General features: G+C 51.4%; 24 protein-coding genes, 1 tRNA gene and 1 pseudogene. 3 read left to right on the plus strand and 23 right to left on the minus strand.

All coding sequences use genetic code 11. The features are described 5' to 3' along the window. Positions 1 to 5: 5 nt before the first annotated feature. The 9 genes from HCH_RS20360 to HCH_RS35250 all read right to left on the minus strand — a co-directional run bounded on the left by HCH_RS20360 (position 6) and on the right by HCH_RS35250 (position 5,924). Positions 6 to 563 (minus strand): HK97 family phage prohead protease, encoded by a 558-nt coding sequence (locus HCH_RS20360; protein WP_011398321.1) that lies wholly within the window; start codon positions 561 to 563, stop codon positions 6 to 8. Continuing rightward, positions 553 to 1,761 (minus strand): phage portal protein, encoded by a 1,209-nt coding sequence (locus HCH_RS20365; RefSeq protein WP_011398322.1) that lies wholly within the window; start codon positions 1,759 to 1,761, stop codon positions 553 to 555. Before HCH_RS20365 ends, HCH_RS20360 begins: the two co-directional genes overlap by 11 nt. Beyond that, positions 1,761 to 3,479: a terminase large subunit gene (locus HCH_RS20370; protein WP_011398323.1), complete on the minus strand. Its 1,719-nt coding sequence runs from the start codon at positions 3,477 to 3,479 to the stop codon at positions 1,761 to 1,763. Before HCH_RS20370 ends, HCH_RS20365 begins: the two co-directional genes overlap by 1 nt. Before the next feature lie 14 nt (positions 3,480 to 3,493). Then, complete coding sequence (locus tag HCH_RS20375; protein WP_011398324.1) at positions 3,494 to 3,970, minus strand: phage terminase small subunit P27 family; 477 nt, start codon at positions 3,968 to 3,970, stop codon at positions 3,494 to 3,496. Between the two features lie 146 nt (positions 3,971 to 4,116). Continuing rightward, a complete protein-coding gene (locus HCH_RS20380; RefSeq protein WP_011398325.1) occupies positions 4,117 to 4,404 on the minus strand; it encodes a hypothetical protein in 288 nt (95 codons plus the stop codon). Positions 4,405 to 4,544: 140 nt separating this feature from the next. Next, positions 4,545 to 5,207, minus strand: coding sequence for a hypothetical protein (locus tag HCH_RS20385; RefSeq protein ID WP_011398326.1), 663 nt, complete (start codon positions 5,205 to 5,207; stop codon positions 4,545 to 4,547). Between the two features lie 15 nt (positions 5,208 to 5,222). After that, positions 5,223 to 5,519, minus strand: coding sequence for a type II toxin-antitoxin system RelE/ParE family toxin (locus HCH_RS35245; RefSeq protein WP_011398327.1), 297 nt, complete (start codon positions 5,517 to 5,519; stop codon positions 5,223 to 5,225). Then, positions 5,509 to 5,763, minus strand: a complete 255-nt coding sequence (locus tag HCH_RS20395; protein WP_011398328.1) for a type II toxin-antitoxin system ParD family antitoxin — start codon at positions 5,761 to 5,763, stop codon at positions 5,509 to 5,511. Before HCH_RS20395 ends, HCH_RS35245 begins: the two co-directional genes overlap by 11 nt. 59 nt (positions 5,764 to 5,822) lie before the next feature. Next, entirely contained in the window at positions 5,823 to 5,924 is a 102-nt protein-coding gene (locus HCH_RS35250; RefSeq protein WP_083769802.1) for an HNH endonuclease, read from the minus strand. Between the two features lie 85 nt (positions 5,925 to 6,009). On the opposite strand from HCH_RS35250, the gene HCH_RS20405 reads away from it, so the two are divergent. Further along, on the plus strand, positions 6,010 to 6,510 hold the full coding sequence (locus HCH_RS20405) for a GNAT family N-acetyltransferase (RefSeq protein WP_011398329.1): 501 nt from the start codon (positions 6,010 to 6,012) through the stop codon (positions 6,508 to 6,510). Positions 6,511 to 6,525: 15 nt separating this feature from the next. On the opposite strand, the gene HCH_RS35255 is transcribed toward HCH_RS20405, so the two are convergent. The 10 genes from HCH_RS35255 to HCH_RS20450 all read right to left on the minus strand — a co-directional run bounded on the left by HCH_RS35255 (position 6,526) and on the right by HCH_RS20450 (position 13,393). Continuing rightward, the gene (locus tag HCH_RS35255) at positions 6,526 to 6,882 is read right to left on the minus strand and encodes an HNH endonuclease (protein WP_011398330.1); all 357 of its coding nucleotides are present in this window, start codon (positions 6,880 to 6,882) and stop codon (positions 6,526 to 6,528) included. After that, positions 6,882 to 7,160, minus strand: a complete 279-nt coding sequence (locus tag HCH_RS20415) for a hypothetical protein (protein WP_011398331.1) — start codon at positions 7,158 to 7,160, stop codon at positions 6,882 to 6,884. The genes HCH_RS35255 and HCH_RS20415 overlap by 1 nt, the downstream gene beginning before the upstream one ends. Beyond that, complete coding sequence (locus HCH_RS20420; protein ID WP_041598831.1) at positions 7,160 to 7,564, minus strand: 3TM-type holin; 405 nt, start codon at positions 7,562 to 7,564, stop codon at positions 7,160 to 7,162. The genes HCH_RS20415 and HCH_RS20420 overlap by 1 nt, the downstream gene beginning before the upstream one ends. Then, positions 7,561 to 7,944: a M15 family metallopeptidase gene (locus HCH_RS20425; RefSeq protein WP_011398333.1), complete on the minus strand. Its 384-nt coding sequence runs from the start codon at positions 7,942 to 7,944 to the stop codon at positions 7,561 to 7,563. The genes HCH_RS20420 and HCH_RS20425 overlap by 4 nt, the downstream gene beginning before the upstream one ends. 88 nt (positions 7,945 to 8,032) lie before the next feature. After that, positions 8,033 to 9,421 (minus strand): group II intron reverse transcriptase/maturase, encoded by a 1,389-nt coding sequence (gene ltrA / locus HCH_RS20430; protein ID WP_011395787.1) that lies wholly within the window; start codon positions 9,419 to 9,421, stop codon positions 8,033 to 8,035. 642 nt (positions 9,422 to 10,063) lie between these two features. Beyond that, on the minus strand, positions 10,064 to 10,534 hold the full coding sequence (locus tag HCH_RS20435) for a hypothetical protein (RefSeq protein WP_148212635.1): 471 nt from the start codon (positions 10,532 to 10,534) through the stop codon (positions 10,064 to 10,066). A gap of 516 nt (positions 10,535 to 11,050) precedes the next feature. Beyond that, on the minus strand, positions 11,051 to 11,677 hold the full coding sequence (locus HCH_RS33930) for a hypothetical protein (protein WP_148212636.1): 627 nt from the start codon (positions 11,675 to 11,677) through the stop codon (positions 11,051 to 11,053). 293 nt (positions 11,678 to 11,970) lie between these two features. Continuing rightward, entirely contained in the window at positions 11,971 to 12,387 is a 417-nt protein-coding gene (locus tag HCH_RS20440) for a hypothetical protein (protein ID WP_011398335.1), read from the minus strand. A gap of 64 nt (positions 12,388 to 12,451) precedes the next feature. Then, complete coding sequence (locus HCH_RS35260; protein WP_011398336.1) at positions 12,452 to 12,829, minus strand: zinc-ribbon domain-containing protein; 378 nt, start codon at positions 12,827 to 12,829, stop codon at positions 12,452 to 12,454. A gap of 93 nt (positions 12,830 to 12,922) precedes the next feature. After that, complete coding sequence (locus tag HCH_RS20450; protein ID WP_011398337.1) at positions 12,923 to 13,393, minus strand: hypothetical protein; 471 nt, start codon at positions 13,391 to 13,393, stop codon at positions 12,923 to 12,925. 569 nt (positions 13,394 to 13,962) lie between these two features. On the opposite strand from HCH_RS20450, the pseudogene HCH_RS20455 reads away from it, so the two are divergent. Together HCH_RS20455 and HCH_RS20460 are read left to right on the plus strand one after the other, a co-directional pair. Continuing rightward, a pseudogene (locus HCH_RS20455) lies at positions 13,963 to 14,779 on the plus strand (IS5 family transposase). A 60-nt stretch (positions 14,780 to 14,839) separates the two neighbouring features. Then, complete coding sequence (locus HCH_RS20460; protein WP_011398339.1) at positions 14,840 to 15,319, plus strand: tyrosine-type recombinase/integrase; 480 nt, start codon at positions 14,840 to 14,842, stop codon at positions 15,317 to 15,319. Positions 15,320 to 15,463: 144 nt separating this feature from the next. On the opposite strand, the gene HCH_RS20465 is transcribed toward HCH_RS20460, so the two are convergent. From HCH_RS20465 to pheT, 4 genes are all read right to left on the minus strand, one after another. Beyond that, positions 15,464 to 15,540: transfer RNA gene (locus tag HCH_RS20465), tRNA-Pro, on the minus strand. A gap of 103 nt (positions 15,541 to 15,643) precedes the next feature. Next, positions 15,644 to 16,000: a MerR family transcriptional regulator gene (locus tag HCH_RS20470; RefSeq protein WP_011398340.1), complete on the minus strand. Its 357-nt coding sequence runs from the start codon at positions 15,998 to 16,000 to the stop codon at positions 15,644 to 15,646. Further along, positions 15,981 to 16,283: an integration host factor subunit alpha gene (ihfA, locus tag HCH_RS20475; RefSeq protein WP_011398341.1), complete on the minus strand. Its 303-nt coding sequence runs from the start codon at positions 16,281 to 16,283 to the stop codon at positions 15,981 to 15,983. Before ihfA ends, HCH_RS20470 begins: the two co-directional genes overlap by 20 nt. A 2-nt stretch (positions 16,284 to 16,285) precedes the next feature. After that, the gene (gene pheT / locus HCH_RS20480) at positions 16,286 to 18,658 is read right to left on the minus strand and encodes a phenylalanine--tRNA ligase subunit beta (protein ID WP_011398342.1); all 2,373 of its coding nucleotides are present in this window, start codon (positions 18,656 to 18,658) and stop codon (positions 16,286 to 16,288) included. Between the last annotated feature and the right edge of the window lie 18 nt (positions 18,659 to 18,676).

Here is an 18,676-nt window from a genome sequence, read left to right on the forward strand (position 1 = left end):
CAGGGTTAGTTCCTTGTGGTGAATAAATTTTTTAAGGATGAAATAGCGGCCAGAGCTTGTGCGTGCTCGGCGTTTCGCTGGCGGTGTTTGACTTGCGCAATGCGCGCTTCGTCATTGGCGGGGAAAGTCACCAGGGACACTTCCCACAGGTCAATTTCTTTAATCAAAAAAGCTTCTTTGGCGCTGTCGTATTCCATGCCGTTGGACGGGACGGAATAACCAATAGAGAGGCCGGAAATAGAGCCGGCTTTAAGGTGCCCGTATGCGCGCTTGGCTAACGGGTCATCGTCGATCAGCAGACGCCCGGACAGCTTCAGACCGTGCTCGTCTTCCTCCATGGCGGTGTAAACGCCGATAGGCTCGTCCATGCGATGCTGCCATAACAGCGCCGGCAGGCGGCCTTGTTGTTTCCAGCGCGCCAGGGAGGCGTTAAACGCGCCTTTGACGACAATGTCGCTGTAGGAGTCTTTAACCCCGAATACGGAGCCGTACCCCTCAAACTCACCGGTGTCGGACAGGGACTTGATCTTTAATGGAAAATCTAACTTTTGCTTACTCAGCACTTTCGGCACCTCCCGTGGGTTGTCCGTTAACGGCCATGTTCAATGGCGTCAGGTAGGTATCACCGCCTTCTCTGGGGTTCATATCCTCCAGGATGCGGACCTCGTTGGGCGACATGACGCCGTGTTGGATCATGGCGGTGTAGTACTCGCTGCGGGTCTTCATGTCGCCGCGCATCAGGGCGTTGATGTTGAACTTAACGAAATAGGCGACGCGCTCTTTGTCGGACAGCAGCGATTTGTTAACGCGCTTCTCGATGCGCGTGCAGTATGGGATTAATGAATGCCGCGCAAAGGCGAGGTCTTGGTGTTCAATGTTGCTGAAGGTGGCCCGCTCCAAGTCGCCGATCATGTGCGGCGGCACCCGGAAAAAGCCGGCGATCTCCGAGCGCTGAAACTTTCTCGTTTCTAAAAACTGGCTGTCTTCCGCCGTCATCGATACCTGCAGCCACTTCAGCCCGCCGTCGAGGATCATCTCGCGGCTCTGGTTGGCGACGCCGCGGTGCAGCTCCATCTCCTGTTTCAGGCGCTCGTATTGTTTGTCTGTCAGCGCGTGATCGGTGGCGAGCACGCCCGAGGGTTTGGCGCCATGGGCGAACAGTGTGGAGCCATGCTTTTCCGTCGCCTTGGCCAGCCCCAGGCAGTGGCGGTTGTATTGAATCGGGTTCAGCCCCGTCAGGCCGTCCAGGCTCCATAAGCGAATATGCAGCACCTCCTCCGCCGGCAGCGTGCGCACAGGCCCCGCTTTAAACTGCACGTCATAGGTCAGTTCGTAATCGTTGGATAGCTTTGGCGTCACTGCGTCCGGGGCCATGGGCAGCAGCTCCAGCACCCGACCCGCCGCCGTGCGGTTGATGTAGCTGTAATGGTTGCCGCGCAAACACAGGTGCGCGACGATCAGTTCCTTGTATTCCTGATCGGTCAGGTAGTCGTTCGGTCCATGCTTCAACAACGTCTGCAGCGGGTGGTTAGCCGCCTTTTCCGATCCGCCGCCGGGCAGCTCTTTGAAGAGGTTCAGCGGTAGCATGCCGATGGATTCCGTCAGCACTTTGATGCACGAAAACACGGCGCTGATCTCCGGGGCGTTGCCGGGAGTGATCTGTACGCCGGCGTCGGCGTCATACCATGCGCCCAGCAACTCCGCGAGCTTGGCCGAGCTGTCAATCACCGGCGCGCTTTTACGTCTGAATAAATTAAACATCAGGCAAACCTTATGCTGGGACCAGTGGTTTCCGCCGCCAGCATGGCGCGGCCCACGGCCATGATGAGCGCGACCGCGCCGTCGATTTTCTTATCTCGGTGTTCTTTGGTGGGGCGGACGATGTCGTCATCGGCGCCGCCCATGTAGCGCCCCACCACGTTGCCCATACACCAGGTTAAAATGGGGTGGCCGTCGTGATGAAAACGCCCGGCGGCGATGGCCGCTTCAAGCTCCTTCATGCCGGCGGACATGCCGGAATAGTTCTGCGTAATCTGCACCGGGTTCAGGTTCTCGTCGTCCAGGCGGTGCGATAGGTTCAGCGCGCCGTGCGGATCGATGCCGATCTCCGCAATGGGGTGGCGTTGGTTGGTGTCGGTGACTTCCGCCAGCACTTCCAGATAGTCCACCTCGGCGCCGTCGGTAGCGGTGAGCGCCCCCAGGTTGACCCACTTCTGATAACGACTGGATAGCTTGCGGTTATCCGGGTTGTTGACCGTATCCTCGGGCGCCCAGAACACCGGCGAGAGGCAGTAGTAATGCCGGCGGGTTCTTCCGTCCTCGTCCATCAGGTCGCGGTAGAACAGTTTGACGAAAGCGTTTAAATCCAGCTTGCCGGCCAAGTCGAGGCCGCCGATGCACTCCTGACCTTCGAAGTCGTCCGCGTTCAGGCCGGGGTCATAACATTTAGCCCACTGCTCCATATTGAAGAACGCCGAGCGCGCCGTAACCCAGATGTTTAAATGCTTGATCTTGAATATGTTCTGGAAGCGGGCGGAGCGAATCGCCTTCTGTTGTTGGCTTTCCAGGTATTTTTTATACACGCTAACGCCCAGATTCGGGTTAGCCATGGCCAATACGTCCGGGTCCGCCCAGCGCTCCGGATCGTCTACCCCATACATCAGCGCAAACAGCTCGTCATTGGGCGCGACGCCGTCCAGCATCTCTTGCGCTTCGGTCTGCTTGCCGTAGCAGGGACCTTCGATGTTGTTGCCGGCGGTGGTGATAATAAACGTCAGCGGCTGCCGGCGTGCGCCCTGCCCCGTCACCATGGTCTCGTATAAGTCGGGGGCGTCGTGTTCGTGGTATTCATCGATCAGCGCGCAGGAGAGGCTTGCGCCATCGCCGGGCTTGCCGATAACCGGCTCAAAGCGCGCCTCATCCGCCGGGCGGTTCAGGTTCTTGGCGTTAACGGCAATGCCCTTGGCCTTTTGCAATAACGGCGTGCGCGAGACCATCAGCTTGGCGGGACGGAACACCTCCCAGGCTTGGCGTTCGTTGGTGGCGCCGCTGTAGACCTCGGCGCCAAACTCGTTGTCGCAGGCGAACATATACAGCCCCACACCGGCGGCGATAATGCTTTTACCGTTCTTCCTTGGCACGCACCAATACACCTCGCGGAAGCGTCGCAGATCATCGGCCTTACTCTTCCATCCGAAGATGTTGACGAAGCCGAACACCTGCCAGGGCTCCAGCTTGATAAGCTGACGCTTGAACGCCCACTCGCCCTTGGTGTGCGGCAGCAGTTCGACGAACTCGCAGACGCGCTCGGCCTCGGCCTTGTCGAAGTAATACGGATAGTCCGGGTCGCTTTCTTGGGCGAGATCGTCCAGGTAACGCTGGCATGCGAGGCGCGTGTACCGGTACGCCGGGATAGATCCGTCCAGCACGGCGCGGGCGTACCGCGTCGCCGCCTCGACGTGAGGATATTTAGCCGCCATGGAGTAACCGAAAATCAGAATTTATCGAAGGGGTTTGATGCGTCTTGATTGCCGCCGCCGGTCAGTCGTTGGCGACTGGATGGGTCCAGGCCCAGGAGCGCCCCGAAGGTCGCCAGTTGTTTTAAGGATTCGTTGGCGACGGTGGCCGCCGGGTTCTTCTTCAGGCCGCCGTTTGCGTCCGTGATCGTAATGCCGTACTGCGCCAATTCGCGCTCCGCCTGACGCCAGCGACCATAGGCGGCGCAGAAGGCTTCCAGGTTATGCGCGTCGGTAATGGCGATGATCTTTTGCGCGCAAAGCTCCGGGGCGATCAGCGCCCACATACGGCGCGCGTCGTCGCCCAGCCAGTCCGGGCAATCGATGTTAGTGATCTGTGAAAACTGGGGTTCGTGGGTGTTGAGTTGACGCTTTCCGGGGTTGCCGGCCAGGAGCTTTTGCGCGACAGGCTTGGGCTTCCGCCCCCGTCCAGCTCTGGTTGCGGTTCCACTCATAGCGTTTATCTGAAATTTTTAATTTCGCGGGTATAAAAAAAGACTTAAGGGTGCGGTGTTGGGCGCTCAGGTGTCAGAAATTTGACCCGCCCCGCCCCTTCCTGTTTTCGTTATTTGATCATTATTTAACCAGCCCACCTCGCCCCCTAGTGGCTGGGCCCTTCTGTCTCAAGCAGGCCGTCCAGCTTTTCCAGTTCGACATCTGCGAGACTGAATAAGTAATCAAAGCTTGCTTTCCCTACATGCAGCCTTAGATTGTTTAAGACACATTGGCAGGTTTGTATCTGAAGCATAATGTCCGGCATATCTTCAGCAGCAACAGCTAGCTCTGAGAGCTGCACAAGCTTATTAATAATAGAGTTGAGAACACTCTCTTCAGGCGTATCAATGCTTCCCGCAATAGCCCACTCAAAGTCGACATATGGCTTCGTCATTATTTACCCCCTATTTACTCTATTATAGCTAACCAACTCCAACTATCGAGCCATCCAACAAGGTCTTGTCTCAATGGCATGCCTGACATATCCCGCGTAAGTTCGCCTATCGAACATCACCGCCTTGCGTCTTGGGAAGGTCAGTTGAACTCCATAGCTACCAGCACTCTATCCGTAGCCTTACAATACAGGAAGTGAAGGTCAGCATTCAGATGGTATGTATACGCTCCTGAGTACGCATGGCCGATATACTGATATGCATTACCTTTACTATCAAAGCATGATCCATATTGGTTTCCATACTCGTCGCACTCATCCAGCAACTCCCAATGAATAGCGTCACGTATCCCTGTAAACCAATTAGAGAACCTATGGATTTTGTTTCTTGGCGTAAAGAGAATATGAGCATTGTCAGGGTATGGAAGTTCAACGCAGTTTGGGTTCGGGACGTATCCAAACTCCTTAAATTGCAACTTTTGCTTCAAGTATTCTTCCTGCGTTTCCTCTTTCATCTCAACGTATAAGCAAAGGTCTTCAGGGGAACAGTCGAGCTTCCATTTGCCATCCACCCTTGAATAGGAGTACCACTCCCCTCCGATGAACTCGTTAAGGTCACCCCTACCAACAAGCCCCTCACTATCAGCAAAAAGCGTTGCCAGTAGTATCTCCTCGTTAAACCCTTCCGGCCTATACTTAGCCAAAGGCAGCATTACCGACTTTTCGACATCGCTTGCAAAGACATCATCCGGCTCAGGAAATGCCGTAAAGTTATCGCTGTTTGTGTAAATGCTCTCGGCTGTCATGACTGATCCCGTAGTTTATAAGTGCCGCACATAATCCATCGACTGATGCAAAACCCGAATAACGGCGACACCATAAACAGTTGGTTTGTAGAAGACTACATGAGAGCCTACGTAATAAGCTCGCAAAGAAGGGCGTACGTAGCTGCGATCACTGCCAAGAGTCTTGTTGTTAACGAGCGTTAGGAAAGCTTCGTTAATCTCCCTGATATAGGCTTCCGCCTTGTCTGCTCCCCACTCCCTTAACGAGAACTGATAGATTGAGACTAGATCAGCCTCCGCTTTAGGACGAAGCTTGAATGTGTTATCCGTCATTCGAGGTCTTTTTCATCCTTGCAAGAAACTCATTCACATCCCAGTTTTTAAGCTCTCCGCTGGCTTCTCCCTCATCAATCAGGCTACGAAGCTCTTGCAGTTTAGAAGCCGCCATCTGCTCTTGTAGCAACCTCAACCCTGCTCGGATAACTTCGCTCTGATTGTTATAGCTGCCGGTCTCGATCATCGAAGAAATGAAGCTTTCCAGCTCAGCGCTAGGCTGAAAGGTGATTGTTCTAGGCATGGTTCGCCCTCCACTTTGTAAGAACTATTCTTACAGTATCACAAACTGGTGAAGCCTGCTCAACTCTGCGACGTCTTACGCCTATGACAAAGCCTACAAATTCCCTGCAGGTTCTTCTCCTGATCGTCACCGCCTTTCGCTTTGGGCTGTATGTGATCCACCTCCGTCGCCGGACTAGTTCACCCTGCCTTGCCCAAACAGGTATTATTGCTTGCTATTTCAACCTCTTATACACAAGGAATTATAGTGAGCTGCACTATCAGAAAGGCAAAGAAAGAAGACTTCCCCGTATTACGCATGCTGTGGCAGTTTTACGAATACCATAACTCCTATTACACACATGAGGATATCGATCACAACGGCCTATTCGATATCGACGATGACTATATTTTGGCCACTCTTGAAGAAAAAGAAGAATGCGAGGTCTACTTAATTATCTCAGACCAGTCTGTCGCCGGGTTCCTTACCATTGAGCCCGTGGAGATTAGAGGGAAAGAGCTTCTAGAGCTTGCAGACTTATTCATTCTTCCTAAGTACCGATCTCGTGGAATAGCCAGTTACGCTATTAAAAACATGATCTTCAAAGAAGATAAGGCGTGGCACATTTCCATTTATCAAGGCGATACACTGGCGCTAGCATTTTGGAAGCGCATATTCCATAAGTTACCATTTAGGTCTGTCGGTGAGATATCGCCACCAGAAGTAGCAGGGTTTTATGAGTTTGTGGTTGAGGCAATAGCGCTTTAGTAACTTGGCCCCGACCTATTCCTTTGCGGTTTTATGACTGTGGCAAAGCCTGCAAATTGCCTGCAGGTTTCCTACTTGATCGTCACCGCCTTGCGCCTTGGGTTGGATATGATCCACCTGAGTCGCCGCACTGGTTCGCCCCTGCTTTAAGCACACCTGACACAGGTAGTTATCTCGTCTCAGTATCCGTGCTCTAAGCTTACGCCATTGCCAACCATAACCGCGTTGGGTGTCGCTGCCTTTCTGTTGTTGCCAGACTCCCCAGCGTGTCGCCTCTCGCTTGTCTGCGTGGCTTTCACAGTACCGTGACTTGTGCCGGGTCGTATTAGGGCAGCCTTTATCTTTGCAGGGCCTTAGCGATGCCTTGGGCATTAGCGTTCACTCTGCCGCTCGATCAGGCGGTCTAACTTGTCGTTGATGGCCCGCAGATCCGTTTTAATCTCATTACGGACGGCGTCGATACGCTGACGCTGTTGCACCTGCTCTTCATTCAGGTACTTCACCGCTAAGGCGTTTTGCTCCACACGGCGATCTATGGAGCCCGCCCAGGTGATCACGGAAATGGCGATTACCAGCGTGCTGATCAGATGGCCTACACTTATGGTCTTGTCCAAGTGCCAGTGCCTCCGGGTGGTTTGGTTCTCTTCCATTATTTCTTACTCATCACGTCGGTTACCTTGGGGGCGATCTTCTCCAGCGATCTGCCGGCGACGTATCCGCCTAAGCCTATTTGCAGCAGGTCCCAGGCTTCCACACTCAACCTGAACGTCAGCAGGCCGAAGGAGTCGCACACCACCAACGCCAGGAAACACAGCATGGTTAACGGGCGCCAGTTGCGCTGTAGGATGCTTTGCCCTTGCGCCTCCGCCTGAATCGTTCTGGCCTTCGCCTCCAGCAGCTTGGTTTCGTACTCCATCACTCGCTGGGTTAACTCGGCCTGGATCTGGAATAGCTGCGCCTGTACCTGCAGGCGCTCTTCGTCGCTGGTGTGGACGTTGTCGATCAAATCAGCGACCGGTTTAAACAGGTTCAGAATTGAAGTCCAGGCGCTCACGGGTATTCTTTCCAAGGCAGTTGGTAATGAGGTCCATCGAAAAAGCCGTTGAAGTCGCCGCCCCACTCTATGGGTATGCCCAGCTCTTCGGCGGCTTGCTTCACAGCGTCGGCGAGTATCTGGTAATAGCGAGTCTCCCAGGTGATCGCCCCATTAATCAAAGCACCCAAGTCCACCGCATGACCGGTTAAGTGGCGGCTGCGCATCGTTTTCGATTTGCGGGCCTTATACAGTTCCTTTTGGCGTTCGATGCTGCGCAGCCCTTCCAGCACAGTGAAGTCTATCGGTGTGATCTGAATCGCTCTCTCGATCACTTTCACAAGGTCAGGATGTAAGCCAACCAAGCGCGACTTGGAGCGCTTGCCTAAGTAGAAGCTCATGATTTGCATAACCCAGATCGAGTAGGAGGGGGAGTTACCTCCCCCGTCCTCTCACACCACCGGGCATACGGTTCCGTACCACGGCGGTTCATGATTGGCGCTGAAGCCGGTTCATCGTATCCAGCAAGCTTACCAGAGACAGGCGGTCGAACATCCTCTTGGGAAGCGCCGCGTTCATATGGGACGCGCCACTATTCCACCAAGGTCCCCGACCATTGCTTGCGCTACTCCAAGCCCTCTGCTCGGACAGTCCTAGTCGCATTAGATTACGGGCTCGGGTGTAAGTCCGTTTCCACTGTCGCCAGAGCAACAGGCGCAACCGCCGTCGCACCCAGCCATCGAGTCCTTCCACTGGGCGCTTCGAGGTCGTCAGGCGATAGTAGTTCGCCCAGCCCCGGAGTGCCGGATTCAGTCGCGCAATGGTGGTCTGCAGCGGTCGCCCTCGTGATTGTCTGAGCAACTGACGCAGTTTGGCCTGGTAGCGCTTCAGGCTCTTCGGCGCGATCCTCAGCCGTACCTGCTTGCGCCAGCTCACGCTGTAACCCAGATAGCTCCGGCGCCATGGTCGATCCACAGCACTTTTCTCCGCGTTCACTTTCAGGCGAAGGTGCATTTTCAGGTAATGGGTAATGCTAGTCATGACCCGGTGACCGGCCCGCTCGCTTCGGACGTAGATATTGCAGTCGTCCGCGTAGCGGCAGAACCGGTGGCCCCGGCGCTCCAGCTCCCGGTCCAGTTCGGTCAGGAGCACATTAGAGAGCAGAGGTGACAGGGGGCCGCCTTGCGGCGCGCCTTCCCGCCTTGGGCTGACCAGCCCACCGTCCAGCATACCGGCTTGCAGGTATCGGCGGATCAGGGTGAGCATCCGTCGGTCGGCGATGCGGCGGGCCAGCAGGCCCATCAGCACATCGTGGTTGACCCGGTCAAAGAACTGCTCCAGATCCAGATCGACCACCCAGCGGTGACCGTCGTTGATGTGCCGTTGCATCGCCCTAACCGCCTGATGGGCGCTTCGCCCGGGGCGGAACCCGTAACTGTGGTCCGAGAAGATCGGCTCCAGCATCGGGCTCAGCACTTGGTGCAGGGCTTGTTGGATCAGGCGATCCTGTACCGTTGGGATGCCCAGTATCCGTTCTCCGCCTTGCGGTTTGGGGATACTGACCCGGCGTACTGGTTGAGGATGGTAGTCTCCGGCCAACAGCCGCTCTCGCAGCGTTGGCCAATGCTGTTGCAGGTGGCCTTTCAGGGCCGCCACCGGCATCTGATCGACACCGGCGGCGCCCTTGTTGGACATCACCCGCTGATACGCATGCATCAGGTTCGGGCGCTCAAGCACCTGTTCCATCAGCGTATTCGGCTCCGCGTTCGTCCACGAGTGAGCCCCCGTGTCTGCCTCAACACGGGCTTCAGTCTCTGCCGGATACCGTCCGACGTCTCCCTGAATACCCTGACCCATCCGGATCGCTTCTGTCTTCATAAGCACATCACGAGAACTCACCGCCTACTGGCGGTCAACCATGTTCAGTCCTTCAGTACGCGGTAACGCACCTACTATGACCTCGGCTGAGTTCTGGCGCTCCATCCCCACCCCTCACGAGGTGAGTAGCACAACGGCAGAGAACCAGACTTCCCAGGGTAAGACGCGTGACCTTCACACTTATGCCCGCCGCATCTACGTCCACACCTTCCGTGCAAGTACGGGCTTTGACGGTATTTGCCGCCTTACCCAGTGTGGCCGCCTCGTATGCGATTCCTGTTCGTCAGGCCAGTGCTTTGCCTACGGCTTCCTTCAGATTCCACCTCACGATGGACACCCTTGCCGTTCGGCTAGTGGTTCCCCTTGCCGGGCCCACAGGGGACTTGCACCCCCAAGTCATCCGGCCAGCACCACCTGAACCGGAACAGCGCCCGTCAAGGCACTACGCGCCATGCCTGGCGCACAAAGCAAAAAACCCGGCTCCTTTCGGATACCGGGTCTCTATATGAAAACGCCCTGAGAGTTGTCAGGGCGCAGTAGTGCAGAATATGGGGATTAGCTTACACAATTGTTTCAAAAATAGCGACAATAACTAATAAAAATACAACATTTTTCCATAAAACAAAACAATAAGCCTTCCGGTTACTTCCCAGTAATGCAAAGCCAGCCGATCTTGACGTTAGCAATAACCTTATCTGACTTTATATAAACCTTTGAAACACTTGAGCCACGAGGAAGCTTCTCGCCATCAGTTCCAAATGCTATAAACCCAGCTAGCGCCGTTTCACTCATGTAATAGGTTGTTCCATCTTGAGTAAGAACCTTTATATCTATTTGTACGGGGTTTCCATCCTTATCCAGCAAACCATCAGATTCAAAACCGTCCATTTTGAAATCCCAGGTTATTACATCTTCAAACTCCAAGGTAATCCACTGAGTCTGATTTATAATTTCCAAGGCAGGATCGGGCGAAAACTCTTTCCAATCGGCGCCTAGTTCAACTTTATCGGCTATTTCCACCTGATACGGATTACGAAACAGCTCATTATATAGGTCACTATCACAACCAGATAAAGTGAACACCAAAAAAAGAGAGATAAGCATTTTATTCATAGCAGTTACAGTCGAAAGCCCATCCATTTACTAATAATTGACGCGTAACGGCTTCCTGATGCACATATAAGGAGGGCCACGCATTTCATAGAAATACAGTTCATAGAGACTTCTACTGGAGCATTCATATGAGGTAGGTAATCCCTAAACTACATTTTCCTATAATTGGAGGTTGCTATGGCACCATTACCTTATCGCAAGGTAAATAGGGCCATTACACAATATTCTGTCTTGGCGAATGACAAACCAGAATAAAGGCAACGCCAATGACGATACAAAAGTTAACAAAAAAGTAACTTGCGGTCCATCTAGCATGATACCTATGCCAATTGGACGAAATTTAATCAAGACTTAGCGCACCCTCGCGCCATCTCCCAGGCATGCATAGCCATTTCCACGCGCTATGCATTGAGATATGATGCCAAAGTATCCAACGGACACTGGGCCTTTACTAATGAAAGCTATCCCCAAAGCCACAATCAGTCCGATGTGATAGATGTACTTAGTGGGCAATATCTATCTATTAGATTTTAGACCACGTGCATTAACGGCTATAAACAACAGCGCACCAATTACAGCGACAAACCAAGCTGTACGTGGATGAGTGAATGCCTGTAGATATATAGGTGTTGGTATCGAAGCACTTACTAAATCAACACTATCCTTGGGATAAGGACCAGTATACTTTTGTGAAGATAACAAATTTCCATCTAGATCGTAGTGGTACTTCATTCTACTTCGCGCGGTAAATATATAAAAAGTAGAGTCCTCAGCTGGGAACAACTTGAATGGGCCGCCGGAGGCCTTTACTTGCCAGCCTCGTATAAACTGAAGAGAGTGATTATACAATTGGACTCTGCCAGATGGCTCATGAGGTACGACTAGGTAGCCGTCAGGATATTCTAGGGCTTTATCGGTATTACCTATTGGCCATTCAAAGGACTGCGAAGCACCTAGGCCAGAAATTGACGAAAGTGCAGGACCAAAAAAGCCTACAGCCCCAACAATAACGCAGGCACTAGCCAAGAAGTTTAAAATAGTTTTCCATGTGAACCCTTTTTGAGAAAAAACGATACTAATAGCTTGAGCGATCACCGCAGTCAGCAATACTAAGATAATAATCGAGGAAAAGTTTAGTTCCATAATTTGACGAATCTAACATTTGTATATCGCATATTCGCGCTTATCAATTTCATGACCTTGCAGATCCTTCAGGGGGGATTCAGCATGTTACATCCTATCCCGTATCTAACGCCAAAAAACGTCGCATCGTGGCTTGTCATCCACACAACCGGCGCCATTTACCGAGGTCACAACCATACTGTATTTTTATGCAGTATATTTTATCACTTTGGAGTTCACAATGCGCGTATCGCTACTTGGTCGCAGCGGTGCAAGGATGCGCAGTCGTTTACTCACAATGCCACTTAACTTTGTTATGCAACTCCGTCCACATCCTTTGACAAATCAAACCAAGCAATCACTTTAGCATCGTAAGGACCAATATACTTTTCGCCCTGCTTCGAGTCATAGTATTGCTTTGCACTTTCAGGTGTCGCGGATGATTCGGGCAATGCATTTCCGTTCTCGTCATAAGACCAGTGTGTACCAACCATCCTCTCAAACTTCTCTTTCATTTTCAGTTGAAATTCCATCTCTTCCGGATTCAACTCCAATACAACAAAAACTTTCTGATCAGGCACATCTTCAGGAAAACAGCAAAACCGATGAATTTCTCCCCGAAAGTATACCAATCCCTCTATTGGAGCATCGTAATAATTGGAGATAAAGCACCACCCAATTTCCTTTGGGTCAACCTTTAAGGTTGGTACTAGCAAATCATCTCTATCCATACTTCCACCTAATAATCACGGTCGCTGCATATTCATTCGTTTGCATTCGAAGGACGAGCTGCCGCTACTTGTTATATTTTCTTGCCAAACCTTCAAGATGGACTCTCCTGGCCTCCTCTTTCCTACGTTTTTCTTTGTAACGACACGACCGGCATCGTACAGCTTTCGATGCGATACTTCCTCTGGCAATCTCATACCACCACTTCTGTTGCTTTGCCGTCCATATCTCGTGACTTTCACAGTCCTTACATATGAAATGACGGTCTATATAAAAGTTTGGCAAACGCTCCAAAGGATTTATCTCCCTCAGAATTTCCGTATTTGCAGGCAACGCACCTTTAGGGACGACTTCTGAGTAAACATCCACCTCCGATCGCTTGACCCTCTCCAAGCGTGCGGCCTTTATTTCTTTTCTTCTCTGTAACCCACTTTTTCTAAACATAACGCCTTTGATCCTGTCGACAAAGATTAGACACGTCACTATGCTATTTTCGATGCATCATAACTCTCTGGGCAGAGATAGCCATAACCGCTCTTACTTACCAGTAGTGCAAAGCCACCCAATATTAGCGTCAGCAATAGCTCTGCTCGACCTAATATATATTGTTGAAACCTCTGTATCCTTTGGCAACTTAGTACTATAAATCCCGAATGCTATAAAGGAAGATATTGAACTTTCAGCGAGACGAAACTCTCGCCCATCTAGAGTAATTATCTTTACGTCTATTTTTATAGGATTATCATCTTGATCTACGAGCCCTATCGACTCCATGCCATCCTTTATAAAATCCCATTTCTCAGCCCCTTCAAACCCAATCGTAACCCACTGTCTTTGGTTAATAATTTCCAAGGGAGACTTAGGAGAAAACTTCTTCCATTCCTGGTCTAGCTTCACTCCTTCGGCCACGTCAACCATATATGGGTTACGAAAAAGTTCGTTGTACAGGTCGTTATCACAAGCCGACAATGTGAAAGCAAGCAAAAGAGTGATTAGAAATTTATTCATAGCAATTACGTTTCTATAAGCCTTAGAACGACATTTTCATCATAGCTACTAACGACCTTTCTAGCATGTATTCTATGTCGACCGGACGATATCAGTCAGCACCTTAAATGCTGGAACTCCAACGCATCAGCCGGAAAGCTGCCTTTTCCTTCTGACGATACCCGCGATTTTATAGAGCTTGCCAGGGTGTTACTGGAGAAGATCTGGCCAGAAAGCGAACGCTATTTGATTTGTGAAAAACACCAATACGTAGATACCTCCTTCGTTGCGGGAACAGGTTTCGCAACACCCTCCAAACAGCCCCCAAACCAGCCCTAATTTATTGATTAGTATTGGAATTCACGGATACTCCTTTTAAAAAACAACCTACGCTGCGCGCTCTTTAAAACCCAATTGCGAGAAAGCTTTAGGAGGAACCTCGTGAGAATTACCACATGGAACATGCAAGGAAACTCTAGAGGCTGTTATTAACCCGAACAATTTCTGAACATTCGAATATTTTTCGATCGTCTTGCCACGCAGTGGCTATCAGGAGCGGTTGATTCGGTTATCATTTGTGGGTGCAGACGATCACTCGAAAACCTTATCCAACCGATGTCAGCGATGAAGAATGGGCTTTTGTAGCGCCCTATCTGGCGCTGATGCCCGAATCTTCCGCGCAGCGTGCATGACTTGCGCGAGGTCTTTAACGCCCTGCGCTATATTGCCCGGGGCGGTTTGCTTTGGCGCCAGATGCCGCACGACCTGCCGCCCTGGCAGGTCGTGTATCAGCAAACCCGCCGCTGGATTGACGCGGGCGTGTTTGAAGCCTTGTTGCATGATTTGCGCGAGTTGATCCGGATTGCTGACAAGCGCAACGCCCAGCCCAGCGCCATGATCCTCGACAGCCGGACTTTGCAGTCGACACCGGAAAGCGGGGCGCGCGCCGGTTACGATGGAGCCAAGCGCCTCAAGGGTTCAAAAGTGCATCTGGCGGTCGATACGCTGGGGCAGTTGCTGGCGTTGCGGATCACACCTGCTAACGAGCAGGACCGGGATCAGGTGGCGGCTCTGGCTGAGCAGGTGCAGAAAGTGACGGGCGAGTCGGTGGAAGTGGCCTTCGTCGATCAAGGCTATACCGGCGAATCGGCGGCCCGGCAAGCCGAACAGCATGGCATTCGGTTAGAGGTGGTTAAGCACACTGAGGCGAAGAAGGGCTTTATTTTGCTGCCGCGGCGTTGGGTGGTGGAACGCAGCTTTGGCTGGATGGCGCGCTTTCGGCGGTTGAGCCGGGATTATGAGCGTCTGTCGACCGTACTGGCGGGCTTTCACTTCATTGCATTCGTGTGCCTGATGCTACCGACGGCGATGAAGGCATTGGCGGCATCAGGGGTGTCTATGAATTGAGCGGGTTAATAACAGCCTCTAGAAGAATATAAACGCATTAGATTTCATGCTCCAGCATGGATGAAAAATGCGATGGATTTAGCTTTGCTGACCCTTCAGCGACGAGAAGATATATCGAAGATGAAATTCGAAGATATTAAGGACGGATACCTGTATGTAATCCAAGAGAAAACAAAAAAACACGACACGGGATATTTGAGAATAGAAATAGGAGAGCAACTTCAAGAGGTCCTAAAAAGATGCCGCACAGACATCCCCAGCCCCTTCATAATAAACAGGAGGCCGCAAAGAAAATTCAAACGGATAAAGTCCAAACACTGGACCCAAGTGCTACCCGATATGATCTCAAGAGAGTTCAAGTCAATCAGGGATTCTCAAGTTGGACTGTACGAAAATTATCAAGAAGGTGAGAAGCCCACCTTTCATGAGATACGTGCTCTGGGTGAAAAATTGTACAAAGACCAAGGAAAAGACCCCAAGCAACTGGGCGGATGGGCTTCAGAAAAGATGGTGAAGAACTACGATTCCGGACACAGCTAAATTAGGTGGGTAAATGCCGTCGCAGACCTAAAAATAGCTGAAATTTAACGGGAGGTTTTGCAAAACATTTGCAAATCTTTTGCAAGATTAAAATTTAACCACAAGTAAATAGTGGTGTAACTTATTGATACTATAAAGAAAAATTGGTCGGGACGGAGTGATTTGAACACTCGACCCCTTGCACCCCATGCAAGTGCGCTACCAGGCTGCGCTACGCCCCGACTCGAAGAGGTGCGTATAATAGATAAAATCACCTCACCCTTCAACCCCTAAAAAACCAAATAATTCAGTTTTTTACTTTGGGGCGACAGTCCTCGAAACCCATTAGGCTTCGAGGACCAACAACACTTCTTCTAACTCAATAATCATCTGACGTATGAGCTGCTTGGCCTGTGTCGCGTCTTCCTTGGTTTCGGAGCCCGCCAATTTCTGCTTGGCGCCGCCGATGGTGTAACCCTGATTATATAGCAGGTCTCGAATCTGACGAATCATCAACACATCCTGGCGTTGATAATAGCGACGGTTTCCACGCCGCTTTACGGGGGCGAGTTGAGGAAACTCCTGCTCCCAATATCGCAGCACGTGAGCCTTTACACTACATAAATCGCTAACTTCACCAATGGTGAAGTAGCGTTTTCCTGGAATGGGTGGGAGCTCGTCGTTATGACTGGGTTCCAGCATAAGCTTCTACTTTAGCCTTTAGTTTTTGACCTGGTCTAAAAGTAACAACCCGCCTGGCGGTAATAGGAATCTCCTCACCAGTCTTCGGGTTACGGCCAGGACGCTGTTTTTTGTCCCTCAGGTCAAAATTGCCGAATCCTGACAGCTTTACTTGCTCGTTATGGCTTAATGCATCCCTGACCTCGTCAAAGAAGGCCTCTACCATTTCCTTAGCTTCACGCTTATTGAGACCCACTTCCTGATAAAGCCGCTCAGCCATATCTGCTTTCGTTAAAGCTCCCATGACTAACTCCTCAAAGACGCACCGAAACGATTACCAAGTTCTTTCACCACGTTGTCAAATGCCTCCGTGATTTCTTCGTCGCGTAATGTTCTTTCAGGATGGCGCCACACGATACTGATGGCCAGGCTCTTCTTATCAGCACCGACCGATTCCCCATGATATACATCGAACAGCTCGTGGTGAACACGCCACTCCCCTGCGCTCTGAGCAATAGCCAGGGCGACATCCGCGTAAGGTGTTTGTTCATCTATTACAATAGCAAGGTCTCTTCGGATCTCCGGGAAGCGGGAAACTCCTTTAAAAGAAGGCACTTGCCCGTCTGCTATTGAATTTAAGCATAGCTCAAATAAATAAAGTGGGCCATTTAAATTCAAAGTTTTAGCAATTCTGGGATGCAGTGCGCCTAACACACCAATAGGTTGACCGTCTTTCAGCACTTCAGCCGTCTGTCCAGGGTGCAAGGCAGGATGCTGAGCACTACGGAAACTCAAGTTGCAGCCAGGAATTTCTAAAAGCGATTCCAGATCTCCCTTCACATCGTAGAAGTCTACCGTGCGCTTTTTACTTTCCCAGCCTTCCGGCATGCTGGCTCCCATTATCAGCCCCGCCAACATCGGGTCCTGTTGAATTTGGCCGCCCCTCTTAAGGAAGCGTAGACCAGATTCAAAAAGGCGAATGCGATTTTGTTGGCGATTTTGATTATACAAAGCGGTTTGCAAAAGCCCTGCCCAGAGAGTCGTACGCATTGCAGCCATATCGCTGGCGATAGGATTCGCCAATGTAATGGTATCTTCCTCAGGGGTCAGCAGACTTAACACTTTCTGATCCACGAAAGTATAAGTAATCGCTTCCTGATACCCTCTTGACACCAAATGTAGCTTCAAGCGACGCAGCGACACCTTGCTTTCCGGCAACGGCTTGATTCCCAATGGAGCCATAGGTTCGGTAACAGGAAGCTTGTTGTAGCCGTACAGCCTCGCCACTTCCTCTATCAGATCTACCTCAATACTGATGTCAAAGCGATGGGTCGGAGCACTGAAAGTCCAGCCGTCCTTAGCTACCTTATGTACGCCAAGTCCCAGTCTCGCCAGCATTTCCTCCACTCTGGTGCGGTCAAGATGAACCCCCAACAACTCATCAACACGCGCATGGCGTAGATTCACCAACGCTTTGGCGGGCAAATGCTCTTTGCTGCAGATTTCAGTAACAGGACCAGGCTGGCCGCCCACTATCTCCAGCAACAGCTCAGTGGCTCTCTCTATAGCGCGCGCCTGATGAGCGTAATCAACGCCTCGTTCAAAGCGGTGAGATGAGTCCGTATGCAGACCATATGAGCGCGCCTTGCCTGCTAAGTGCAAAGGAGCAAAGAACGCGCTTTCCAGGAATATATCTTTGGTTTTTTCAGAAACACCGCTGTGTTCGCCCCCCATAACGCCAGCCAAGGCAAGAGGCTTTTCATTATCCGCAATGACCAGCGTATCAGGATTAATAGTTATTTCCTGACCGTCAAGCAGCACTAACTTCTCGCCCGGGGTAGGCATACGAACAACGATACCGTCCGCTAGTTCGTTGAGGTCAAAGGCATGCATGGGCTGCCCCAACTCAATCATTACGAAATTAGTGACGTCCACCACAGCGTCAATGCTGCGAATACCACTACGGCGCAGCTTTTCAACCATCCATTGAGGTGTTGGCGCAGACAAATCCACGCCTTTGATAACGCGTCCGACATATCTTGGACAAGCTTCCGGGGCCTCAACGCGGACGGGGAACACGTCGTCGATAACGGCTGCTGTTTTCTTCACCTCAGGCGCTTCAAAAGGAATCTTGTTGAGAGCGGCCACTTCCCGCGCCATGCCCAAAATGCTGAGGCAATCGCTACGGTTAGGAGTCAGATCAACATCAATAATATTATCATCCAGCTTTAAGTAGCTGCGAACGTCAACGCCAACCGGCGCATCCGCAGCTAGCGGCATCAAGCCATCAGACTTTTCAGCCAGCGTCAGCTCCTCTTCCGAGCACAACATGCCCTGAGATTCTACGCCCCGCAACTTGGCCTTCTTAATTTTGAAGTCGCCAGACAACACCGCGCCAATTTTGGCGAAGGGAACCTTCATTCCCGCAGCGACATTAGGAGCGCCACAAACTACCTGGAACTCCTCCTGACCATCAGATACCTTACAAACGCGAAGTTTATCTGCATCGGGATGAGGCTCGACTGACAACACCTCACCCACCACGATTCCACTAAAAGGCTTGGCTACGCGCTCAGCAGCGTCCACTTCCAGGCCCGCCATGGTGATTTGCTGAACCAACGCTTCAGAGCTCAGCTGCGGATCAACCCACTCTCGTAACCAATATTCACTGAATTTCATATCACAAAGCCTATTATT

This window comes from Hahella chejuensis KCTC 2396 (assembly GCF_000012985.1).
Classification (GTDB): Bacteria; Pseudomonadota; Gammaproteobacteria; order Pseudomonadales; family Oleiphilaceae; genus Hahella; species Hahella chejuensis.

Bases quoted from the DNA above. Each gene is read 5' to 3' on its own strand.
- HCH_RS20395 (WP_011398328.1), bottom strand. From the start codon at position 5,763: ATGCCTAGAACAATCACCTTTCAGCCTAGCGCTGAGCTGGAAAGCTTC.
- pheT (WP_011398342.1), bottom strand. From the start codon at position 18,658: ATGAAATTCAGTGAATATTGGTTACGAGAGTGGGTTGATCCGCAGCTG.
- HCH_RS20460 (WP_011398339.1), top strand. From the start codon at position 14,840: ATGAAAAATGCGATGGATTTAGCTTTGCTGACCCTTCAGCGACGAGAA.
- ltrA (WP_011395787.1), bottom strand. From the start codon at position 9,421: ATGAAGACAGAAGCGATCCGGATGGGTCAGGGTATTCAGGGAGACGTC.
- HCH_RS20385 (WP_011398326.1), bottom strand. From the start codon at position 5,207: ATGACAGCCGAGAGCATTTACACAAACAGCGATAACTTTACGGCATTT.
- ihfA (WP_011398341.1), bottom strand. From the start codon at position 16,283: ATGGGAGCTTTAACGAAAGCAGATATGGCTGAGCGGCTTTATCAGGAA.
- HCH_RS20375 (WP_011398324.1), bottom strand. From the start codon at position 3,970: ATGAGTGGAACCGCAACCAGAGCTGGACGGGGGCGGAAGCCCAAGCCT.
- HCH_RS20415 (WP_011398331.1), bottom strand. From the start codon at position 7,160: ATGGAAGAGAACCAAACCACCCGGAGGCACTGGCACTTGGACAAGACC.
- HCH_RS20365 (WP_011398322.1), bottom strand. From the start codon at position 1,761: ATGTTTAATTTATTCAGACGTAAAAGCGCGCCGGTGATTGACAGCTCG.
- HCH_RS20425 (WP_011398333.1), bottom strand. From the start codon at position 7,944: ATGAGCTTCTACTTAGGCAAGCGCTCCAAGTCGCGCTTGGTTGGCTTA.
- HCH_RS20470 (WP_011398340.1), bottom strand. From the start codon at position 16,000: ATGCTGGAACCCAGTCATAACGACGAGCTCCCACCCATTCCAGGAAAA.
- HCH_RS20435 (WP_148212635.1), bottom strand. From the start codon at position 10,534: ATGAATAAAATGCTTATCTCTCTTTTTTTGGTGTTCACTTTATCTGGT.
- HCH_RS33930 (WP_148212636.1), bottom strand. From the start codon at position 11,677: ATGGAACTAAACTTTTCCTCGATTATTATCTTAGTATTGCTGACTGCG.
- HCH_RS35245 (WP_011398327.1), bottom strand. From the start codon at position 5,519: ATGACGGATAACACATTCAAGCTTCGTCCTAAAGCGGAGGCTGATCTA.
- HCH_RS35260 (WP_011398336.1), bottom strand. From the start codon at position 12,829: ATGTTTAGAAAAAGTGGGTTACAGAGAAGAAAAGAAATAAAGGCCGCA.
- HCH_RS20370 (WP_011398323.1), bottom strand. From the start codon at position 3,479: ATGGCGGCTAAATATCCTCACGTCGAGGCGGCGACGCGGTACGCCCGC.
- HCH_RS20440 (WP_011398335.1), bottom strand. From the start codon at position 12,387: ATGGATAGAGATGATTTGCTAGTACCAACCTTAAAGGTTGACCCAAAG.
- HCH_RS20380 (WP_011398325.1), bottom strand. From the start codon at position 4,404: ATGACGAAGCCATATGTCGACTTTGAGTGGGCTATTGCGGGAAGCATT.
- HCH_RS20450 (WP_011398337.1), bottom strand. From the start codon at position 13,393: ATGAATAAATTTCTAATCACTCTTTTGCTTGCTTTCACATTGTCGGCT.
- HCH_RS35255 (WP_011398330.1), bottom strand. From the start codon at position 6,882: ATGCCCAAGGCATCGCTAAGGCCCTGCAAAGATAAAGGCTGCCCTAAT.